The organism is Cognatundibacterium luofuense, from assembly GCF_018139685.1.
In the GTDB taxonomy this organism is placed as follows: domain Bacteria; phylum Pseudomonadota; class Gammaproteobacteria; order Burkholderiales; family Burkholderiaceae_D; genus Undibacterium; species Undibacterium luofuense.
This window is the reverse complement of sequence record NZ_JAGSPN010000010.1, coordinates 164,449-179,921: the sequence shown is the minus strand read 5'-3', so window position 1 is coordinate 179,921 and position 15,473 is coordinate 164,449. Positions and strand designations below refer to the sequence as shown.

Annotated in this window: 10 protein-coding genes; 7 read left to right on the top strand and 3 right to left on the bottom strand. The window is 52.2% G+C overall.

What is annotated here, in order from left to right; translation table 11 throughout:
* Positions 1-361: 361 nt before the first annotated feature.
* The gene (locus tag KDM89_RS14085) at positions 362-3,013 is read right to left on the bottom strand and encodes a TonB-dependent receptor (RefSeq protein WP_212688555.1); all 2,652 of its coding nucleotides are present in this window, start codon (positions 3,011-3,013) and stop codon (positions 362-364) included.
* Between the two features lie 157 nt (positions 3,014-3,170).
* Between KDM89_RS14085 and KDM89_RS14080 the strand changes: the two genes are divergently transcribed.
* Together KDM89_RS14080 and KDM89_RS14075 are read left to right on the top strand one after the other, a co-directional pair.
* Positions 3,171-3,479 (top strand): hypothetical protein, encoded by a 309-nt coding sequence (locus KDM89_RS14080; protein ID WP_212688554.1) that lies wholly within the window; start codon positions 3,171-3,173, stop codon positions 3,477-3,479.
* Between the two features lie 798 nt (positions 3,480-4,277).
* Positions 4,278-5,066, top strand: coding sequence for a hypothetical protein (locus tag KDM89_RS14075; protein ID WP_212688553.1), 789 nt, complete (start codon positions 4,278-4,280; stop codon positions 5,064-5,066).
* Positions 5,067-5,343: 277 nt separating this feature from the next.
* Here KDM89_RS14075 and KDM89_RS14070 read toward each other — a convergent pair whose 3' ends face one another.
* On the bottom strand, positions 5,344-7,005 hold the full coding sequence (locus tag KDM89_RS14070; protein ID WP_212688552.1) for a peptide chain release factor 3: 1,662 nt from the start codon (positions 7,003-7,005) through the stop codon (positions 5,344-5,346).
* 522 nt (positions 7,006-7,527) lie between these two features.
* Here KDM89_RS14070 and KDM89_RS14065 point away from each other — a divergent pair.
* The 5 genes from KDM89_RS14065 to KDM89_RS14045 all read left to right on the top strand — a co-directional run bounded on the left by KDM89_RS14065 (position 7,528) and on the right by KDM89_RS14045 (position 14,195).
* Positions 7,528-8,541: a S1/P1 nuclease gene (locus KDM89_RS14065; RefSeq protein WP_230427881.1), complete on the top strand. Its 1,014-nt coding sequence runs from the start codon at positions 7,528-7,530 to the stop codon at positions 8,539-8,541.
* Positions 8,542-8,562: 21 nt separating this feature from the next.
* Complete coding sequence (gene sppA, locus KDM89_RS14060) at positions 8,563-10,428, top strand: signal peptide peptidase SppA (RefSeq protein WP_212688550.1); 1,866 nt, start codon at positions 8,563-8,565, stop codon at positions 10,426-10,428.
* 215 nt (positions 10,429-10,643) lie between these two features.
* Complete coding sequence (locus KDM89_RS14055; RefSeq protein WP_212688549.1) at positions 10,644-12,437, top strand: CIA30 family protein; 1,794 nt, start codon at positions 10,644-10,646, stop codon at positions 12,435-12,437.
* Between the two features lie 61 nt (positions 12,438-12,498).
* Complete coding sequence (locus KDM89_RS14050) at positions 12,499-13,593, top strand: sensor histidine kinase (RefSeq protein WP_212688548.1); 1,095 nt, start codon at positions 12,499-12,501, stop codon at positions 13,591-13,593.
* Positions 13,590-14,195, top strand: a complete 606-nt coding sequence (locus KDM89_RS14045; protein ID WP_212688547.1) for a response regulator transcription factor — start codon at positions 13,590-13,592, stop codon at positions 14,193-14,195. Before KDM89_RS14050 ends, KDM89_RS14045 begins: the two co-directional genes overlap by 4 nt.
* An 18-nt stretch (positions 14,196-14,213) precedes the next feature.
* On the opposite strand, the gene KDM89_RS14040 is transcribed toward KDM89_RS14045, so the two are convergent.
* Positions 14,214-15,356, bottom strand: a complete 1,143-nt coding sequence (locus KDM89_RS14040) for an ATP-grasp domain-containing protein (protein WP_212688546.1) — start codon at positions 15,354-15,356, stop codon at positions 14,214-14,216.
* Positions 15,357-15,473: the final 117 nt, after the last annotated feature.

Sequence of the window (15,473 nt, the reverse complement as noted above, 5' to 3'; positions counted from 1 at the left end):
TGATCTGGACGATTTTATGTCCGAGACCGTTCAGTAACGCGTACACAAGTATCGCGTGAAATGCGATGACCAGCCCTATGCCGAGAAACTTCTTGCCCGGCTCTTGCTGGCGATTTGAAAAATCCATACCTTCCCTTCCTGACTGATTTCCGTTCTGCTGCCGCGCAGATAACGGGGATTTGCAACATACTGCTGTATGTATTCCTGTTCACCGATACGCGAACAGAACCACAGGCAGCAACAGGCTGAACCGGCATCTTATTAACCGGAATATTGATTTTTACTCAAAAAAATGGCGGAGCAGGATGCGCTCCGCCATTAAAGGTTCCGACGCTGGTCGGAGTGGTGACAATCAGTTCAATCAGATCTTCGCGCGAATACCGAAGAAAATCTGACGGCCGTTTTTGTAGAAGGCACGTGGCTGATCCGGTGTCGTTGCGTAAGACTTCAGCATCGGATTATTCAGATCTTTACCTTCCAGTGTCAGACTGATGTTGTCAGTCAGGTTGTAACCCAGAGATGCGGAGATCGTACCGACTGCATCCTGATAAATCGCAGAGTTACGATCCAGACCGTTCAGGAATTTAGAACGGTAGTTGTACTGAACACGTGCGCTGAACTTACTGTTTTCGAAGTAAGCACCCAGGTTGTAAGAATGACGGGAAGTACCCACCATGCTGCAGTCACCGATGGTTGCGCAGGCAGAACCAGGCGCTTTACCGGTTTCTTTACCGTCAGCGTAAGTGTAGTTACCGTTCACACCGAAGCCGTTGCCGAAGTCCTGAACATAAGCCAGTTCCAGACCTTTAACTTCTGCTGTGGTGTTAGTCGCTGCACTCATTTTGTAGTCGGTGACTTTTTTCTGCGCATAGTTATAGAACTGCTGCGTGAAAGAGCCGTAAGTCACATAAGAATCCATCGACATATTGTAGATGCCTGCGGATACCATGGATTTCGGTGCAAAGTACCATTCCACGCCCAGATCGAAGTTGTTCGAACGGATAGGTTTCAGGTTAGGGTTACCACCGGAACCGGTCATCTGTGTATCCAGCAGAGACAGCGCAGCCAGCTGACCGAAGTCAGGACGTGCCATCGTGCGGCTCACAGCAAAACGACCTACCAGTTTGTCGGCGATATCTACACGGAAGTTCGCGCTAGGCAGAATGTCGGTGTAGGTATTTTCTGTCACGATCGGTGTCCAGGTATTGTTTGGAGAACCGTTTTCTACGTGCTCTTTTGTATTCACAAAACGCACACCGAAGTTACCGGACACTTTATCTGTGTTGAAGTTTGCCATTGCGTAAGCAGACTGTACGTCTTCTTTGACGTTGAATTCAGCCTGATAAGCATGGGAGTTGAATGTGACATACTTGTTCGCCCACGCAGTCACGGAATCACCGGTCAGCGTCCAGGTGTTATTCAGCACGTTTGGCAGACTGGAGTTCAGTGTTGTCACGCCTGTCGGTGCATTTGCCACCAGTGTGCCCGCTGCATCAACAGTGCCTGCCAGATTGGTCAGATCACGTTTGTGCGTTGCAACGCGTGCACCGAACTTGATGCTATGCAGAATATCGTTACCGGTTTTGAATGTACCGTCGAACTGACCGTAAGATTCTTTGTCCGTTGCCGTCACATCCGATGCCCAGCCACCGATAGGGTTGTTAGGACGGAATGTCAGCACATTGGAGCCCGGTACAACGATACGTGCCGGCTCGTTCAGACCAAATACGGTGATGCTGCCGCCAGTGTAGGCATTCCAGACTTCGTAACCGATGTCACGTGTATGGCCTGTGCCCTGAGTCTGACCCAGCTTACCTGTGAAGCTCAGATCCTTGTTCGCTTTATAAGAAACATCCAGATTCACAAAACGGGAATCACTGTAAGAACCCGGACGCACCGCGATGTCCTGCACAGTAGTGGACATGCTGGAGCAATCCAGACCTGTCGGGCAAGAGCCTGGCAGTGTCAGGGAAGTGATGGTGTCACCAACCACAGTCCAGTTCGACGGTGCAACGCCGCCTTTACCGCTCCAGCCATTCGTCATCGCGGAGTACGGTGCAAACATCATATTGCGGTTGACGTTAGACGCTTCCAGTTTGCTGTAGAAACCGGTCAGGTCAAATGTCAGATCAGGATTAACTTTGTATTGCAGATCAACCATACCGCCTTTGGTTTCGCGCTCTTGCGAGAATTGCGCAGTACCGGTCAGCAGGGAAAAATTTTTACCCAGAACATTCGGGTTAGCCTGTACCCAGCCGGAGCCATCGTAGCCGGGAACCATTTTGTCCCACCACAGGAATTCCTGACCGTCACGCAGCAGCGAACGCTTCTGATCAAATGCCTGCACCATGATACCAACGGTGTTGTCATCGTTTTTCCAGTTCACCAGACCGCTGACCTGTGCATTGGTTTTACCGGCCAGACTGGAGTTCACGCCTTGCAGAGAACCGATGGCAGTCAGTTTTTGTTTAAATTCCAGCGGTTTGCGGGATTCGATATCCACGGAACCAGCTGCGCCGCCTTCCACCAGATCTGCCTGCGCTGTTTTATACACAGTCACACGGCCGATCAGTTCGGATGGGAACAGAGAATAGCTGACGCTGCGGCCGCCACCGGAGATGTTAGCAGCGTACCAGTCACCACTGGAGATAGAGTGACCGTTGAATGTGGTCAGTGTCAGGGCAGACGGTGTGCCGCGCAGGGATACACGGTCGTTTTCGCCGAAACCACCTTCTGTACCACCGGCAGTTGCCACGTTCACGCCCGGAATACGCTGCAGGGAATCTGCGACGTTTTTGTCCGGCATCTTGCCGACGTCTTCCGCCGTGATGACTTCAACCAGAGATTCCGCATTGCGTTTCTGATTGATCGATTGTTGCAGCGAAGCGCGGATACCGGTAACAACCACTTCCTGTGGTTTTTCTGCCTGTTGTGCATAAACGCTTGCGCTGACGGACAGCAGGGCGACTGCAGCTGCAATCGGTGTCAGTCCGGTTGTGAGATTTCGTTTCATTTACTCCCCCTCGTTTACATTTTTGAAAGCAGCATGACAACCGTTTGCTGTCATCACACTGGCGTGTTCACTGCCCACCCCTCAGAGTCATTCCACTTTAATTCCAGTTCAACAATCCGGAACCAAGTCAGTTTGCCGGAACCGACTGGTATGCCTGTTGGGCAAGCCACTCTGTCTGGCGCGAAGCGGTTCAGCCTGTTCGCTGACGGCTGCACAAATCTGCCTGAGGACAAACCGCGCTGCTTCGCCTGCTCCGAAATCCGCCCTGCTTTTTCAGTCTTTAAACAGCCTAAAAAATAAGCATCAATTCGAATTGAGGCTCACTTTATGGCTGGCAAAAGTGGTTGTCAAGCGGTATGTACGTGGTATTACTTACCCTCGTATTGGTATTGATTCAATACCGCACAAAACATATATAGATCCTTGTTTTTTAACGATAAAGAATAAATTTTCCTTAGCGAAATGAAAAAGTGGTCTGTTTAGTTTTCCCAACAGAAAAAACCAGTTGCTGCACAATGTGGGTACTGACCTGCACGCAGCCAGCCAGGCTTCTTCCGCGCGCAACAACCGGCATTCTCAGTCTGTGGGAAAGGTAAAAAAAGGATCTCAGCGCAACTGGTCTGGACGCAGACAGCCGCACCGGCACAACATCCGGCGCTAACCCGCATCCGGACAAGGGCTGGCAATCCGATCGGCTTAAAGTGGTATTATAGCTATCTATACAACCACATCCGGTCTACCAGCTATTCGACATATCCGCACCAACCGGCATCTGGTGGCACAACGGCGACGGATTACGAACCCGGATTCAGATCAGGGAAACAGAACATTTGTGCAGAACTCCGCATTGGTATTTTCCCGACAGCCAGACTTTCTGCCGACGACCGCCGGATCGCTGTGCTGAACACCGCATTTGGGGTGATTCAGGGTGTTTCTGGGCTGAATTTAACGCAACTGGACAACAGCCTTCTATCGGAGCTGACAGAAATACGAAAAACTGCGCTTGGGTATAAATGGCGAGAACAAACAAGGACTGATCACTCACTTACAGTCAATTCCACCGGCGCCACACCAAGTTAAAATTCAATAATTATTTCGTACAAAAAATTCATGCGCAGATCGGCGTCAGGCGTTTATTCCGTTCGACACCTGAAGTGCAAATACGTCCATTAAATTTCATTTGAATTTTTTTTAGCAGGACTGCTACGCTGATAATCCAGCCGCCGATTGACAAGACTGCAACACGTTTCATTACTGTGAAATTATGACTCTATTCTTCGATGACTTTGAAACATTAGGGCAGTACCACGATTTTTGGGCACATGTACTATTCAACGCTCCGGATCGCTTTACTTCTTTCGACGACACGCCGGTGAATCAGAAAGAAACCCTGGCTGCTGCGTTTAACGCGCTTCGGTCAGGATTTCGCTTTGCAGAGCGAAAAATACCCGACACGCGAAAACTGGGCATCATGCGTGAACTCATCGAAATGTCTTACGAAGCATATGTCGCTGGTGATTCCAAAACGGGTGCGCATGCGCTGCAAGAATGCGAGGGAATGATCTGGAAAAGCAGAATACGATCTGTCAAATATGCTGTAGCCGCCGAACTCAGGGCTTTTGGGAAACTGGAAACCTACGCACACGTGAAAGTCTCACCTTACCCTTTTGAGGGAACTGAAGACGACCTTACACCTCACATGATCACACTCTATACAGCGGCAAAACAACGTTGTTTAGACAAATTCTGTGAAAGAGAGGATTTCAAGCCTTTTATTTTATTGCTCGATATACAGGGAATAATCCAAGAACATCAGAGTCGCTCGTGGAAGTCGTCGAAAACGCAAATTCAGTCACTTGCAACAAACAGTCAGATCCTTGGCTTCGTCAGAACGGAGATATGCCTCTCCGGAATTTCCGGCGTATTAATTCACGACATCGAAGTTATCAGTTCCTCGAGAGTGTCGATTCGAAGTCGGGTTTCGGACTATGTCTGCAAATCACCTCCTCATTTCCATTTTGATGCAACGACAGTCTTGCAACAACACGGATAGTTACCCCATCCGTCTTCCATGCCACAGCAAGTCAACCTGCAAGGTACTGTGCAACTATCGTCATTCGCATTTTTCTGAAGCCCTGACTTTCTGCCGGCGACCGCCGGATCGCTGTGCTGAACACCGCATTTGGGATGTTCTGGCGCTCAAAGCCGGCTCTGGCGGCAAAGCTTGGTGAGCGTTCAGTTGGAGATTCTGAAAACTAAACGCATCAGGCAACAAAAAACCCGCCGTGCATCTGCAGGGCGGGTTTTTCATGTTTCGGGCTATTAGCGGATCAGCTCAGTTTGACGGCGTGTTCGCGCGTGTTGTGGAAGGTGATGTCCGGCCAGCGTTCCTGCGTTAAGCGCAGGTTGACGCCGGAGGTGGCCAGATAGGCCAGATTGCCGGCGGCATCGTAGGCCAGATTGGCACCGGCGGACGAACGTTCGAAATCAGCCAGCATTTTCTTATCATCGCAGGTAATCCAGCGTGCGCTGCTGATGCTGGTGCCTTCAAACACGGCATCCACGCCGTATTCATTTTTGAGACGGCTGGCAACCACTTCAAACTGCAGCACACCGACTGCACCCAGCACCAGATCGCTGCCGGTGACCGGACGGAACACCTGCACCGCACCCTCTTCACCGAGCTGCTGCAAACCTTTTTGCAATTGCTTGATTTTCAGCGGATTCAGAATGCGGGCGGTGCGGAAAAAGTCCGGTGCGAAGTAAGGAATACCGGTGAATTGCAGCAGTTCGCCTTCGGAAAAGCTGTCGCCGATCTGCATATTGCCGTGATTCGGCAAACCGATAATATCGCCTGCGTACGCTTCTTCAACCTGTTCACGCGATGACGCCATGAAGGTCACAACGGACGACACTTTGACGTCGCGGTTCAGACGCAAATGTTTGAGTTTCATGCCGCGTTCAAAACGGCCGGAACAGACGCGCAGGAAAGCGATACGGTCGCGGTGGGCCGGGTCCATATTCGCCTGAATTTTGAAAACGAAACCGGAGAACGGTGCTTCGGTCGGGCCGACAGCACGTACGGTCGCATCGCGTTCACGCGGGGCCGGTGCCCATTCGATCAGGGCATTCAGAATTTCACGCACACCGAAGTTATTGATCGCGGAACCGAAGAAAACCGGCGTCTGTACGCCGGACAGGAAGTCTTCCAGACTGAACGGATGCGATGCGCCGTGTACCAGTTCCACTTCCATGCGCAGCTGTTCCATTTCAATCGGGAACATTTCCTGCAGGCGCGGATTGTCGATGCCTTTGATGACTTCCACTTCCTGATCTGCACGCTCATTACCCGGTGTAAACAGCAGCACTTCATCTTTGATGATGTGATACACACCACGGAAATTTTTACCCATGCCAATCGGCCAGGTCACCGGTGCGCACTGAATTTTGAGTACCGATTCCAGTTCGTCCAGCAATTCCAGCGGATCGCGGGTTTCGCGGTCCATTTTATTGACGAAGGTGATGATCGGGGTGTCGCGCATACGGCAGACATTCAGCAGCTTCAGGGTTTGTTCTTCCACACCCTTAGCCGCATCAATCACCATCAGTGCGGAGTCAACGGCGGTCAGCACGCGGTAGGTATCTTCCGAGAAGTCCTGGTGGCCCGGGGTATCGAGCAGATTGACGACGTGATCGCGGTACTCGAACTGCATCACCGATGAAGCCACCGAAATACCACGCTGCTTTTCAATCTCCATCCAGTCGGAAGTGGCGTGACGCGCACTCTTACGCGCTTTCACCGTACCGGCTAACTGAATCGCACCGGAAAACATCAGCAGTTTTTCGGTCAGTGTGGTTTTACCCGCATCCGGGTGGGAAATGATGCCGAAAGTGCGGCGGCGTGCAGTTTCACGCTTAATCAGGTTTTGCAGCGAAGCACTGGTCTGCGCGCTGGCGACGCTTGCTTCTGGATTGGCAGATTCGGTACTCATCGGTTTCCGTTCAGATCAGAGATAAAACCCTCTATTTTATCGCCACTACGGTTTGAAGTCGATGTACGGACAGACAAGCCCTGATGCTTTCTCTGTCATTTTTTACACGAACCGGAACCAGCCTGCGATGCCGTTGTCCAAATGACGCAAACGATTGCTTATTTACCGGATTTCATCACAATGACATCCGGAATTGCTAGAACTCATTTCATAAATACCCGCGAGATGCGTTTGTCTCATAGCGCAGGCTGGCAAGACGGACAAGGAAGTGAATAGCGGTGCTATTCACAACGCGTCCAACGCTGTCCAGCGTGCGCTATGAGGCAAACCCTCCGGGAACGGAGGTGCCGGGCGCATTGCTTTGTTGCGTCGCTTGCACAGGCACCAGCCTGTGCTGCGCAACGATGCCGCGCACTGCATCCCGGCACCTCGCGTTCGCACTCGTGGCTATTTATGAAATGAGTTCTATGCTGGTATCGTCGTCACGAATACCTGTTTCGTTTTTAAAAAGAGAGTGAATTGATGAAAAAATTATTACTGTGCAGCCTGCTGAGCGCGGCTGTCGCGATGCCGGGTCTGGCATTTGCGTGGGGTGCAGATGGTCACCAGTCCGTTGGTGCTGTTGCTGACAAACTGCTGGAAGGCACGAAAGCCGGTGCGCAGGTCAAAGCGATTCTGGCAGGTCAGACGCTGGAAAAAGTCTCGGTCTGGGGTGATTGCGTCAAAGGTATCGATCCGCAAAAAGATTTTGCCTACACCTCCATGGGACGCTATCCGGAATGTGCGCCGTTCGAAACCCAGGCCGGTATTGCCGCCATGGCGGATTACGTCCGCCGTAACAATACGCAGTGCAAGCCGGAAGAAGGCGAAGAAACCTGCCATAAGCAATACCACTATGCTGACGTCGCGATTCAGCATGATCACTACAAAACCGGCTACGCAGGCACCAGCGATCATGATGTGGTGAACGCCATCCGCGCTGCGGCACTGGTACTGCAGGGCAAAGAAGCCCCTGCCCCGTTCTCATTCAAAGATAAAGCGGAAGCACTGGCGTTGCTGGTGCATTACATCGGCGATATTCATCAGCCGCTGCACGTTGGCTCTGTATTCCTCGATAAAGACGGCAAACAGGTCAATCCGGATGAGCACGGCTACGATCACAGCACCAACACCGTTGGCGGCAATGCACTGCAATGCCCGTGCGGTAATCTGCATTCGCTGTGGGACGATGTGCCGTACAACTACAAACGCGGCCGCATGAACGATGCGCTGGCGAAAAAAGCACGCACTTACAATGTTGCAAAAGCACCACTGAACGATTTGCCGGTGCTGTGGGCGAACGATGCAATCCGCGATGCGCGTACTTTATTCACCGGTTCTCAGTTCGGAAAAGCCGCTCCGGCTTCGCGTGGGTTAAACTGGTCGATTGCATTGCCATTAGAATATGAAAAAATGATGGCAAACATGAAAGATGATGCACTGGTACGCGGTGGTGCACATCTGACCCAGATTTTGCAGGACATCTGGCCGGAGTAATTTTTAACTGAAGGAGCAACAATGCGTATTACGCCTTTGCAATGGATAGGAAAGGGATTCCGCATGCTGTGGACCGTACTTGATTACGGCCGCCGTGCAATCCTGAACCTGCTGTTACTGATTATCCTGATCGGTATCGCAGCGTCGTTTTCCTCTGAAAAACCACGTAAGCTGGAAGATAAAACGGCACTGATCCTCGATCTCAAAGGGAATCTGGTAGAACAACATGCAGGTACGGCACGTGATGCCTTCCTCGCTGAAGCACAGGGTGATACGCGCCGCTCGATTCAGTTACGCGATATTCTGGAAGCGATTGATACCGCGAAAGATGACAGCAAAATCACCAGTATCGTTTTGTTGCTGGATGAACTGAACGGCGGTGGTCTGGTACTGGAACGTGAAGTTGCCGCGGCGCTGGATAAATTCCGCGCCACCGGCAAAAAAGTCATCGCCTGGGGTTCTTCTTACAGCCAGAAGCAATACCTGCTGGCTGCGCACGCAGATCAGATCTACATGCATCCTATGGGTATGGTGTCGGTCACCGGCTTCGGCGGTTACCGCAATTACTACCGCGATGCGCTGGATAAACTGGGTGTCACGGTCAATGTGCTGAAGGTCGGTACTTATAAGAGTTTTGCAGAACCCTACATTGGCAATGGCCCGTCTCAGGCTGCAGCTGAAGCAGATGCGTTTCTGTACAACGCTTTGTGGAAAACCTATACGGACGATATTGAAAAAGCGCGCAAACTGCCTGCCGGCTCTGTGACCGAAAGTATTAACAAATTACCGGAACTGCTGAAAGCCGCCGGTGACAGCAGTGGTCAGCTGGCACTGAATCTGAAGTGGGTGGATGGTCTGAAAACCCGCGATGAATTGCGTGAACTGATGTACACCGTCGGCGCACCGGACAGCAAAAACAAAAGCTTCCGTCAGATCGGTTTTGACGATTATCTGGCACTGAACAAAGGCCACAACCCGGATCTGGGTCGTGATCAGGTTGGCGTGATTGTTGCCGAAGGCGAAATCAGTGAAGGCAAAGCACCTGCAGGTTCCATCGGTGGTTTGTCCACATCGAATCTGATTCGCAAAGCACGTGAAGATGACAAAATCAAAGCTGTCGTTCTGCGTGTTAATTCGCCGGGTGGCAGCGCTTTCGGTTCTGAACTGATCCGCCGCGAACTGGAACTGACACGCAAAGCTGGCAAGCCTGTTGTCATTTCCATGGGTAACGTTGCCGCATCCGGTGGCTACTGGGTGTCAATGTCGTCGGATGAAGTGATTGCAGATGAAGCAACCATCACCGGTTCTATCGGTGTGTTTGCGATTCTGCCGACTGCTGACAAAGCCGTTGAAAAACTGGGTATCCATACCGCAGGCACAACAACGACCTGGCTGGCTGAACCCTACAATCCGCTGCGTCCTTTAAATCCGAAGTTTGCCGACATGGTTCAGAGCAGCATTAACCATATCTATGCAGAGTTCACCACCAAAGCCGCAGCCGCACGCAAAACCACACCGGAAAAAATCAATGAAGTGGCACAAGGCCGCGTCTGGACCGGTACGCAGGCAAAAGAGCGTGGTCTGGTCGATCGTCTGGGTAGCTTTGAAGATGCACTGAATTCCGCTGCCAAACTGGCGAAACTCGGTGACGATTACCATTACAGCTATATCGAGCCGGAAGGTTCCAAGCTCGATAAATTGCTGGAAATGTTCAATGCACAAATCAGCGCCACACTGGCTAAGCACTTCCAGCTGGCACTGGTACCTGCCGGCATGACACCTGCGATGATGAATCAGGTTACGGAAGATATCCGCTGGATTAACGACCTGAACAATAATCCGAAAGGTTATGCAGAAGTGACGCACTGCTTTTGTAAAGCACCTTAATCTGCGGGGGCTGACGCCCTTGCGGTGACCGGTTCCCGTATTTCCGGTCTGCCATAAACCGTCGCTCCGGCGACGGTTTTTTTATGTCTGCTTGCCGGAATAAAACATGGAACATGACAATTGTCATATGAAAGTCATGACGTATGGCCCTGCAGTTTCTGATGCCGGACAGGCACACTGAAGCCTGTTCAATATTCTTTCTGACGGAGGCTGAGATGTCCCGATTTTCCCGTAGTGTTCTGAGTCTGTTGTTGTCCGGTATGGCAATCCAAGCCAGCGCTGCCGATACCCTGATTCGTCAGGCTCGCGTGTTTGATGGTGAACGCATCATTGGCGTACGCGACGTGCTGATTCAGGATGGCAAAATTACCTGCGTCGCCGCCAGCATTGCAGCACCTGCAGATGCGGTGATTACGGAAGCCGCCGGTAAGACTCTGATGCCGGGCATGATCGACAGTCATGTTCACGCATTTAAAGATCAGGAATTACCGCTGCTGTTCGGCGTGACTGCGCAAATCGACTTATTCGCTGCGCAAGCTGCATTGCAAGCGTTTAACCATCAGCTGAAAGAAAAAAATACCCGGCTGCCGGACACTTACTCGGCTGGTATGCTAGCCACTGTCAAAGGCGGCCACGGCACAGAATACGGATTGCCAGTGGAAACACTGAGCGCACCGGATCAGGCGCAGGCATGGGTGGATGCACGGATTGCAGAAGGTTCGCACTTCATCAAAATCGTGATGGAAAGCGGCGGACACGAACACGTCGTTCCCAGCCTTAGCCGCGATACTGTGAAAGCGCTGATCAGTGCCGCACACAAACGCAACAAGCTGGCACTGGTGCATATCAGCAGTATTGATGACGCCCTGTTTGCACTGGAAAATGGCGCGGATGGTCTGGTGCATTTATTCACCGCAAAAGAAATCAGCGATCAGCAAATCACAGCCATGGTTCGCGCTGCAAAAAAACACCATGCGTTTGTGATTCCGACCTTCTCGGTATTAAACAGCATTGCAGGGATCAAAGCAGATGCCGTATTAGCCAATCCGGTGTGGATGCGCTGGCTGACACCGGTGCAGCAACAGGCATTACAGCAAACCTATGGCCGTAAGCCGCAACCGGAACTGGTAGCGCCCGCCCGTAAAGCAGCGGCAGCATTCCAGCGCGCAGGTATTCCGGTGCTGGCGGGAACGGATGCAGGGAATAACGGCACGCAGTTCGGCATCAGCATGCATCAGGAATTACTGGAACTGGTGGAGGCTGGCCTGACGCCGGTGCAAGCCTTGCAGGCTGCAACCAGTTCTCCGGCAAAGATATTTCATTTGCGTGATCAGGGTCGCATTGCGCCGGGCATGGTCGCGAATCTTTTGCTGATCGATGGTCAGCCGGATCAGAAAATCACCGATACGCAACGCATCACGGAAGCCTGGAAACAAGGTGAGCCTGTCAGCCCGTTGCAACAGGCTCAGATAAAAAAAGTAGCCGCCCTGCAAAGTGGCGCAATGCAACTGAATCCGGTGACTGCGCTACTGCAAATAAAAAATAATAAGGCAGGCTCACCATTCGGCCTCGGCTGGAGCGCAGCATCCGACACGATGATGGGTGGTAAATCCACTGCACGCATGCAATTACGCGAAGATGCTGATCTTGGTCCGGTATTGCAGTTACAGGCCAATATTCAACCGGGTTTTGCCTATCCGTGGGCAGGTCTGAGCATGCTGCCGGGAACCCGCCCTATGCAGGCTGTAAATCTCGAAAAGGCCAGTGAACTGCGCTTCAGAACGCGCGGTGACGGACAAACGTATGCACTGGCATTTGGTATTGAAGGCAGTTTTATTCCGGTGCAGATTCCGTTTCAGACCAGTCAGGACTGGCAGGAAGTCCGCGTACGTTTCGCAGACGTTACAGGCCTGAATATGAAACTGATTACCATGATCAGCTGGAATGCCGGTGGCGCTGCGGGCGAACGTCAGTTTGAGATTGCAGACATTCGTCTGATCAGTGAATAATGCCCGAACGGGAGCAGGCAAGGATGCCTGCTCTTTTTTGCGATGATAAGGACAACGCTGTATGCACCTGCCCTCTCCTCTTGTACCCGAACGCTACGGTAAAGCGCCTTACTTCTGGTTGCTGTCGCTGGTGATCTTTGGCTGGAAAGCCCTGTACACCCGCATGGACATAACAGAAATCGGACTGATACTGCTGAGTATCTGTGCTTTCTTGCCGGTGTATTTTCTGAGCTTCAACAGCACTGGTAAGCGTTTGTATCTGTGTGTGTTTGCAACGCTGTCACTGGGTCTGATCTGGGCACCGTGGAATGGCGGCGGTTCGACTTTCTGTATTTTCGCAGCAGCGATGGCGAGCCGTATCACACCGGAACGTGCGGCTTATCAGACGCTGAGTTTCGCCGGTCTGCTGATCATTGCATGCACACTGCTGCTGAACCTGCCGCCATTTTTCTGGATACCTGCATTGTTGTTCGGCACCACCGCCGGTGTCAGCGCCGTCATCGGTGAAAAAATGCTGCGCAGTAAAGAAGATTTGCTGCGCAAACAGGAAGAGGTTGAATATCTGGCGACCATTGCAGAACGCGAACGCATTGCACGTGATATGCATGACTTGCTGGGACACAGCTTGTCAGTGATTGCACTGAAAGCAGAACTGGCGCGCAAGCTGATTTCACGCGCTCCGGAACAGGCGGAACAGGAAATCCGTGATGTGGAAAAAACCGCCCGTGATGCACTGGCAGAAGTACGCGCTGCGATTACCGGTTACCGTTCCACCGGCTTTGCGCATGAGTTGCGTCAGGCCTGCGCAACACTGGAATCCGCCGGAGTGCAATGTCAGGTACAAATGCCACCCAGCCTGCCTGCACTTCCTGCTGCGACCGAAAATATTCTGGCGCTGTTGCTGCGTGAAGCGGCAACCAATATTTTGCGGCATGCGCAGGCAACGCAATGCCGCATCAGCCTGGAACAATCCGCAGGACAATGGGTGCTGAGTGTCAGTAACGATTTACCCGCGGATACACAACATCAGCCGGTCAGCGATGGTAACGGATTGCGCGGCATGCGCGAACGTCTGGCTTCGCTGAGCGGCAATCTCGATATACGCTGCGCAGAAGAATGGGAAATCCGCGCAACTCTGGCAAAGGACTTTGCATGATACGTATTTTACTGGCCGAAGATCAGGCGCTGGTTGCCGGCGCACTGGCAGCACTACTGAAACTGGAAGACGATATAGAGGTTCTGGCACAGGCAAAGGACGGCAAAGAAGCGCTGCAACTGTGCCAGACGCTGCAGCCCGATGTACTGATCACGGATATTGAAATGCCGCACATGAGTGGTCTGGATCTGGCGGCCGAATTGCATAGCGCGCGCAGCCAGATCAAAGTGATTGTGCTGACGACTTTCGCCCGCAGCGGCTTTTTGCGCCGTGCGCTGGCCAGCGGTGTGCGCGGTTATATGCTGAAGGATGCACCGGCGGAAGCACTGGCAGCGGCAATTCGTACCGTGCATGCAGGCGGGAAAGCGATTGCGCCGGAACTGGCCGTAGAAAGCTGGGGTGCTGCGGCAGACCCTTTGAATGAACGAGAGCGGCAAATTCTGCGGCTGGCAGGTGAAGGAGCGAGCAATGCCGATATCGCAAAGCGTTTGTTTTTATCGGAAGGCACGGTCAGAAATTATTTATCCGAAGCGATCAGCAAACTGCAGGCAAAAAACCGGGTCGATGCGTTCCGGCTTGCGCGTGATCAGGGCTGGTTATGAGCATAACCGCTCAGTGTTTTATATCGCGCCGTGCTGACGATTAAACAATTTACGCATAGCAATACGCAGGTTCAGCGCCATAATCCCCGGTTCCTGCCAGCGCCAGCGCCACGGACGTAATAACCAGCCAGCAATCTGCAGGCGGCGCCGTTCATCAATGGCACGGAAAAAGTCTTGCGGGAACAGCGCTTCCAGCTGACCGCATGCAGGATTTTGCAGGCGCGGCAAATTGTCTGACTGACTGTTACCCGACCATAGCAACGGTAACAAACCAGTCAGATCTGCGCCTGCCAGATGTCCGGCATCCATCGTCAGCGTGGGCCGGAAATTCTGTTCCAGCAAATACAATTGCCCGTCGTCTTCCGATTCGATCAGGTCCAGTCCGCACAAACCATGAAATCTGCTGAGCTGGCCTAGCTTCTGCGCCATCTCAGTTAAGCCTTCAAATACTTTAAAACGGATTGCTGCAGAAGGTCCGAGGCTGCCCCAGGTGCGACTACGGTAATAAGAAAACATACCCGCCAGTTCGCCGTGCCGGTACAAGGCGCAGGCACTCAGTGTTTTACCCCGGATAAATGCCTGAACAATACGCGGCCCGGAAAAATCTGCTGCTGCCAGACTTTCCGGCGTGTGCAGTATTTGCACGGATAATCCGGCAAAGCCCTGCGCCTCCTTCAACACCACAGGAAAACCCAGTTCTGTCGCAGCTTGCTGCGCCTCTGCTGCATTACCGCAAACCTTGAACGCGGGCATACGGATACCGGCAGCCTGACATTTTTCTGAAAAAACTATTTTAGAAACAATAAAATCCAGCGAAGATAATGGCACTGCATGCTGAATAATCGCCTGCACCCATTGCTGCTCACGTCGTTCTGCCAGTGCATACCATAAGGTGTCATCGCCAATCACAATCCAGTCCGGCGCTGCACTCCGCGACAAAAATTCCTGCAAGGCTTGCAGATAAGATTCCATCGCCTGCGGTGCAGTATGCTTCGCAGCCGCAAAGCGTGACAACGACGGATAATTGCCAGCCGGCCCGAACACTTCCACCCGCGCACCGGCCGCATGCAACATTGCCGGCAGACGTGACAAACCCTCCCAGCAGGCATGACTGAGAATCAGGATACGCGGTGCGGCGGGCGCAGATACAGCGGACAACATACTTCAACCTGTTAAGTAAAACAGACGAGACTCTACCACTGTCCGCCCTTATTTTTCATGACAAATTCATCACTAAGAAATGTTTTTCCCAGAGCCTGCCTGATACCATGACGTATC

What these genes read in the sequence shown, in the direction of transcription:
- KDM89_RS14075 (WP_212688553.1), top strand. Translation starts at nt 4,278, where the DNA reads ATGACTCTATTCTTCGATGACTTTGAAACATTAGGGCAGTACCACGAT.
- KDM89_RS14070 (WP_212688552.1), bottom strand. Translation starts at nt 7,005, where the DNA reads ATGAGTACCGAATCTGCCAATCCAGAAGCAAGCGTCGCCAGCGCGCAG.
- KDM89_RS14085 (WP_212688555.1), bottom strand. Translation starts at nt 3,013, where the DNA reads ATGAAACGAAATCTCACAACCGGACTGACACCGATTGCAGCTGCAGTC.
- KDM89_RS14045 (WP_212688547.1), top strand. Translation starts at nt 13,590, where the DNA reads ATGATACGTATTTTACTGGCCGAAGATCAGGCGCTGGTTGCCGGCGCA.
- KDM89_RS14055 (WP_212688549.1), top strand. Translation starts at nt 10,644, where the DNA reads ATGTCCCGATTTTCCCGTAGTGTTCTGAGTCTGTTGTTGTCCGGTATG.
- KDM89_RS14050 (WP_212688548.1), top strand. Translation starts at nt 12,499, where the DNA reads ATGCACCTGCCCTCTCCTCTTGTACCCGAACGCTACGGTAAAGCGCCT.
- sppA (WP_212688550.1), top strand. Translation starts at nt 8,563, where the DNA reads ATGCGTATTACGCCTTTGCAATGGATAGGAAAGGGATTCCGCATGCTG.
- KDM89_RS14065 (WP_230427881.1), top strand. Translation starts at nt 7,528, where the DNA reads ATGAAAAAATTATTACTGTGCAGCCTGCTGAGCGCGGCTGTCGCGATG.
- KDM89_RS14040 (WP_212688546.1), bottom strand. Translation starts at nt 15,356, where the DNA reads ATGTTGTCCGCTGTATCTGCGCCCGCCGCACCGCGTATCCTGATTCTC.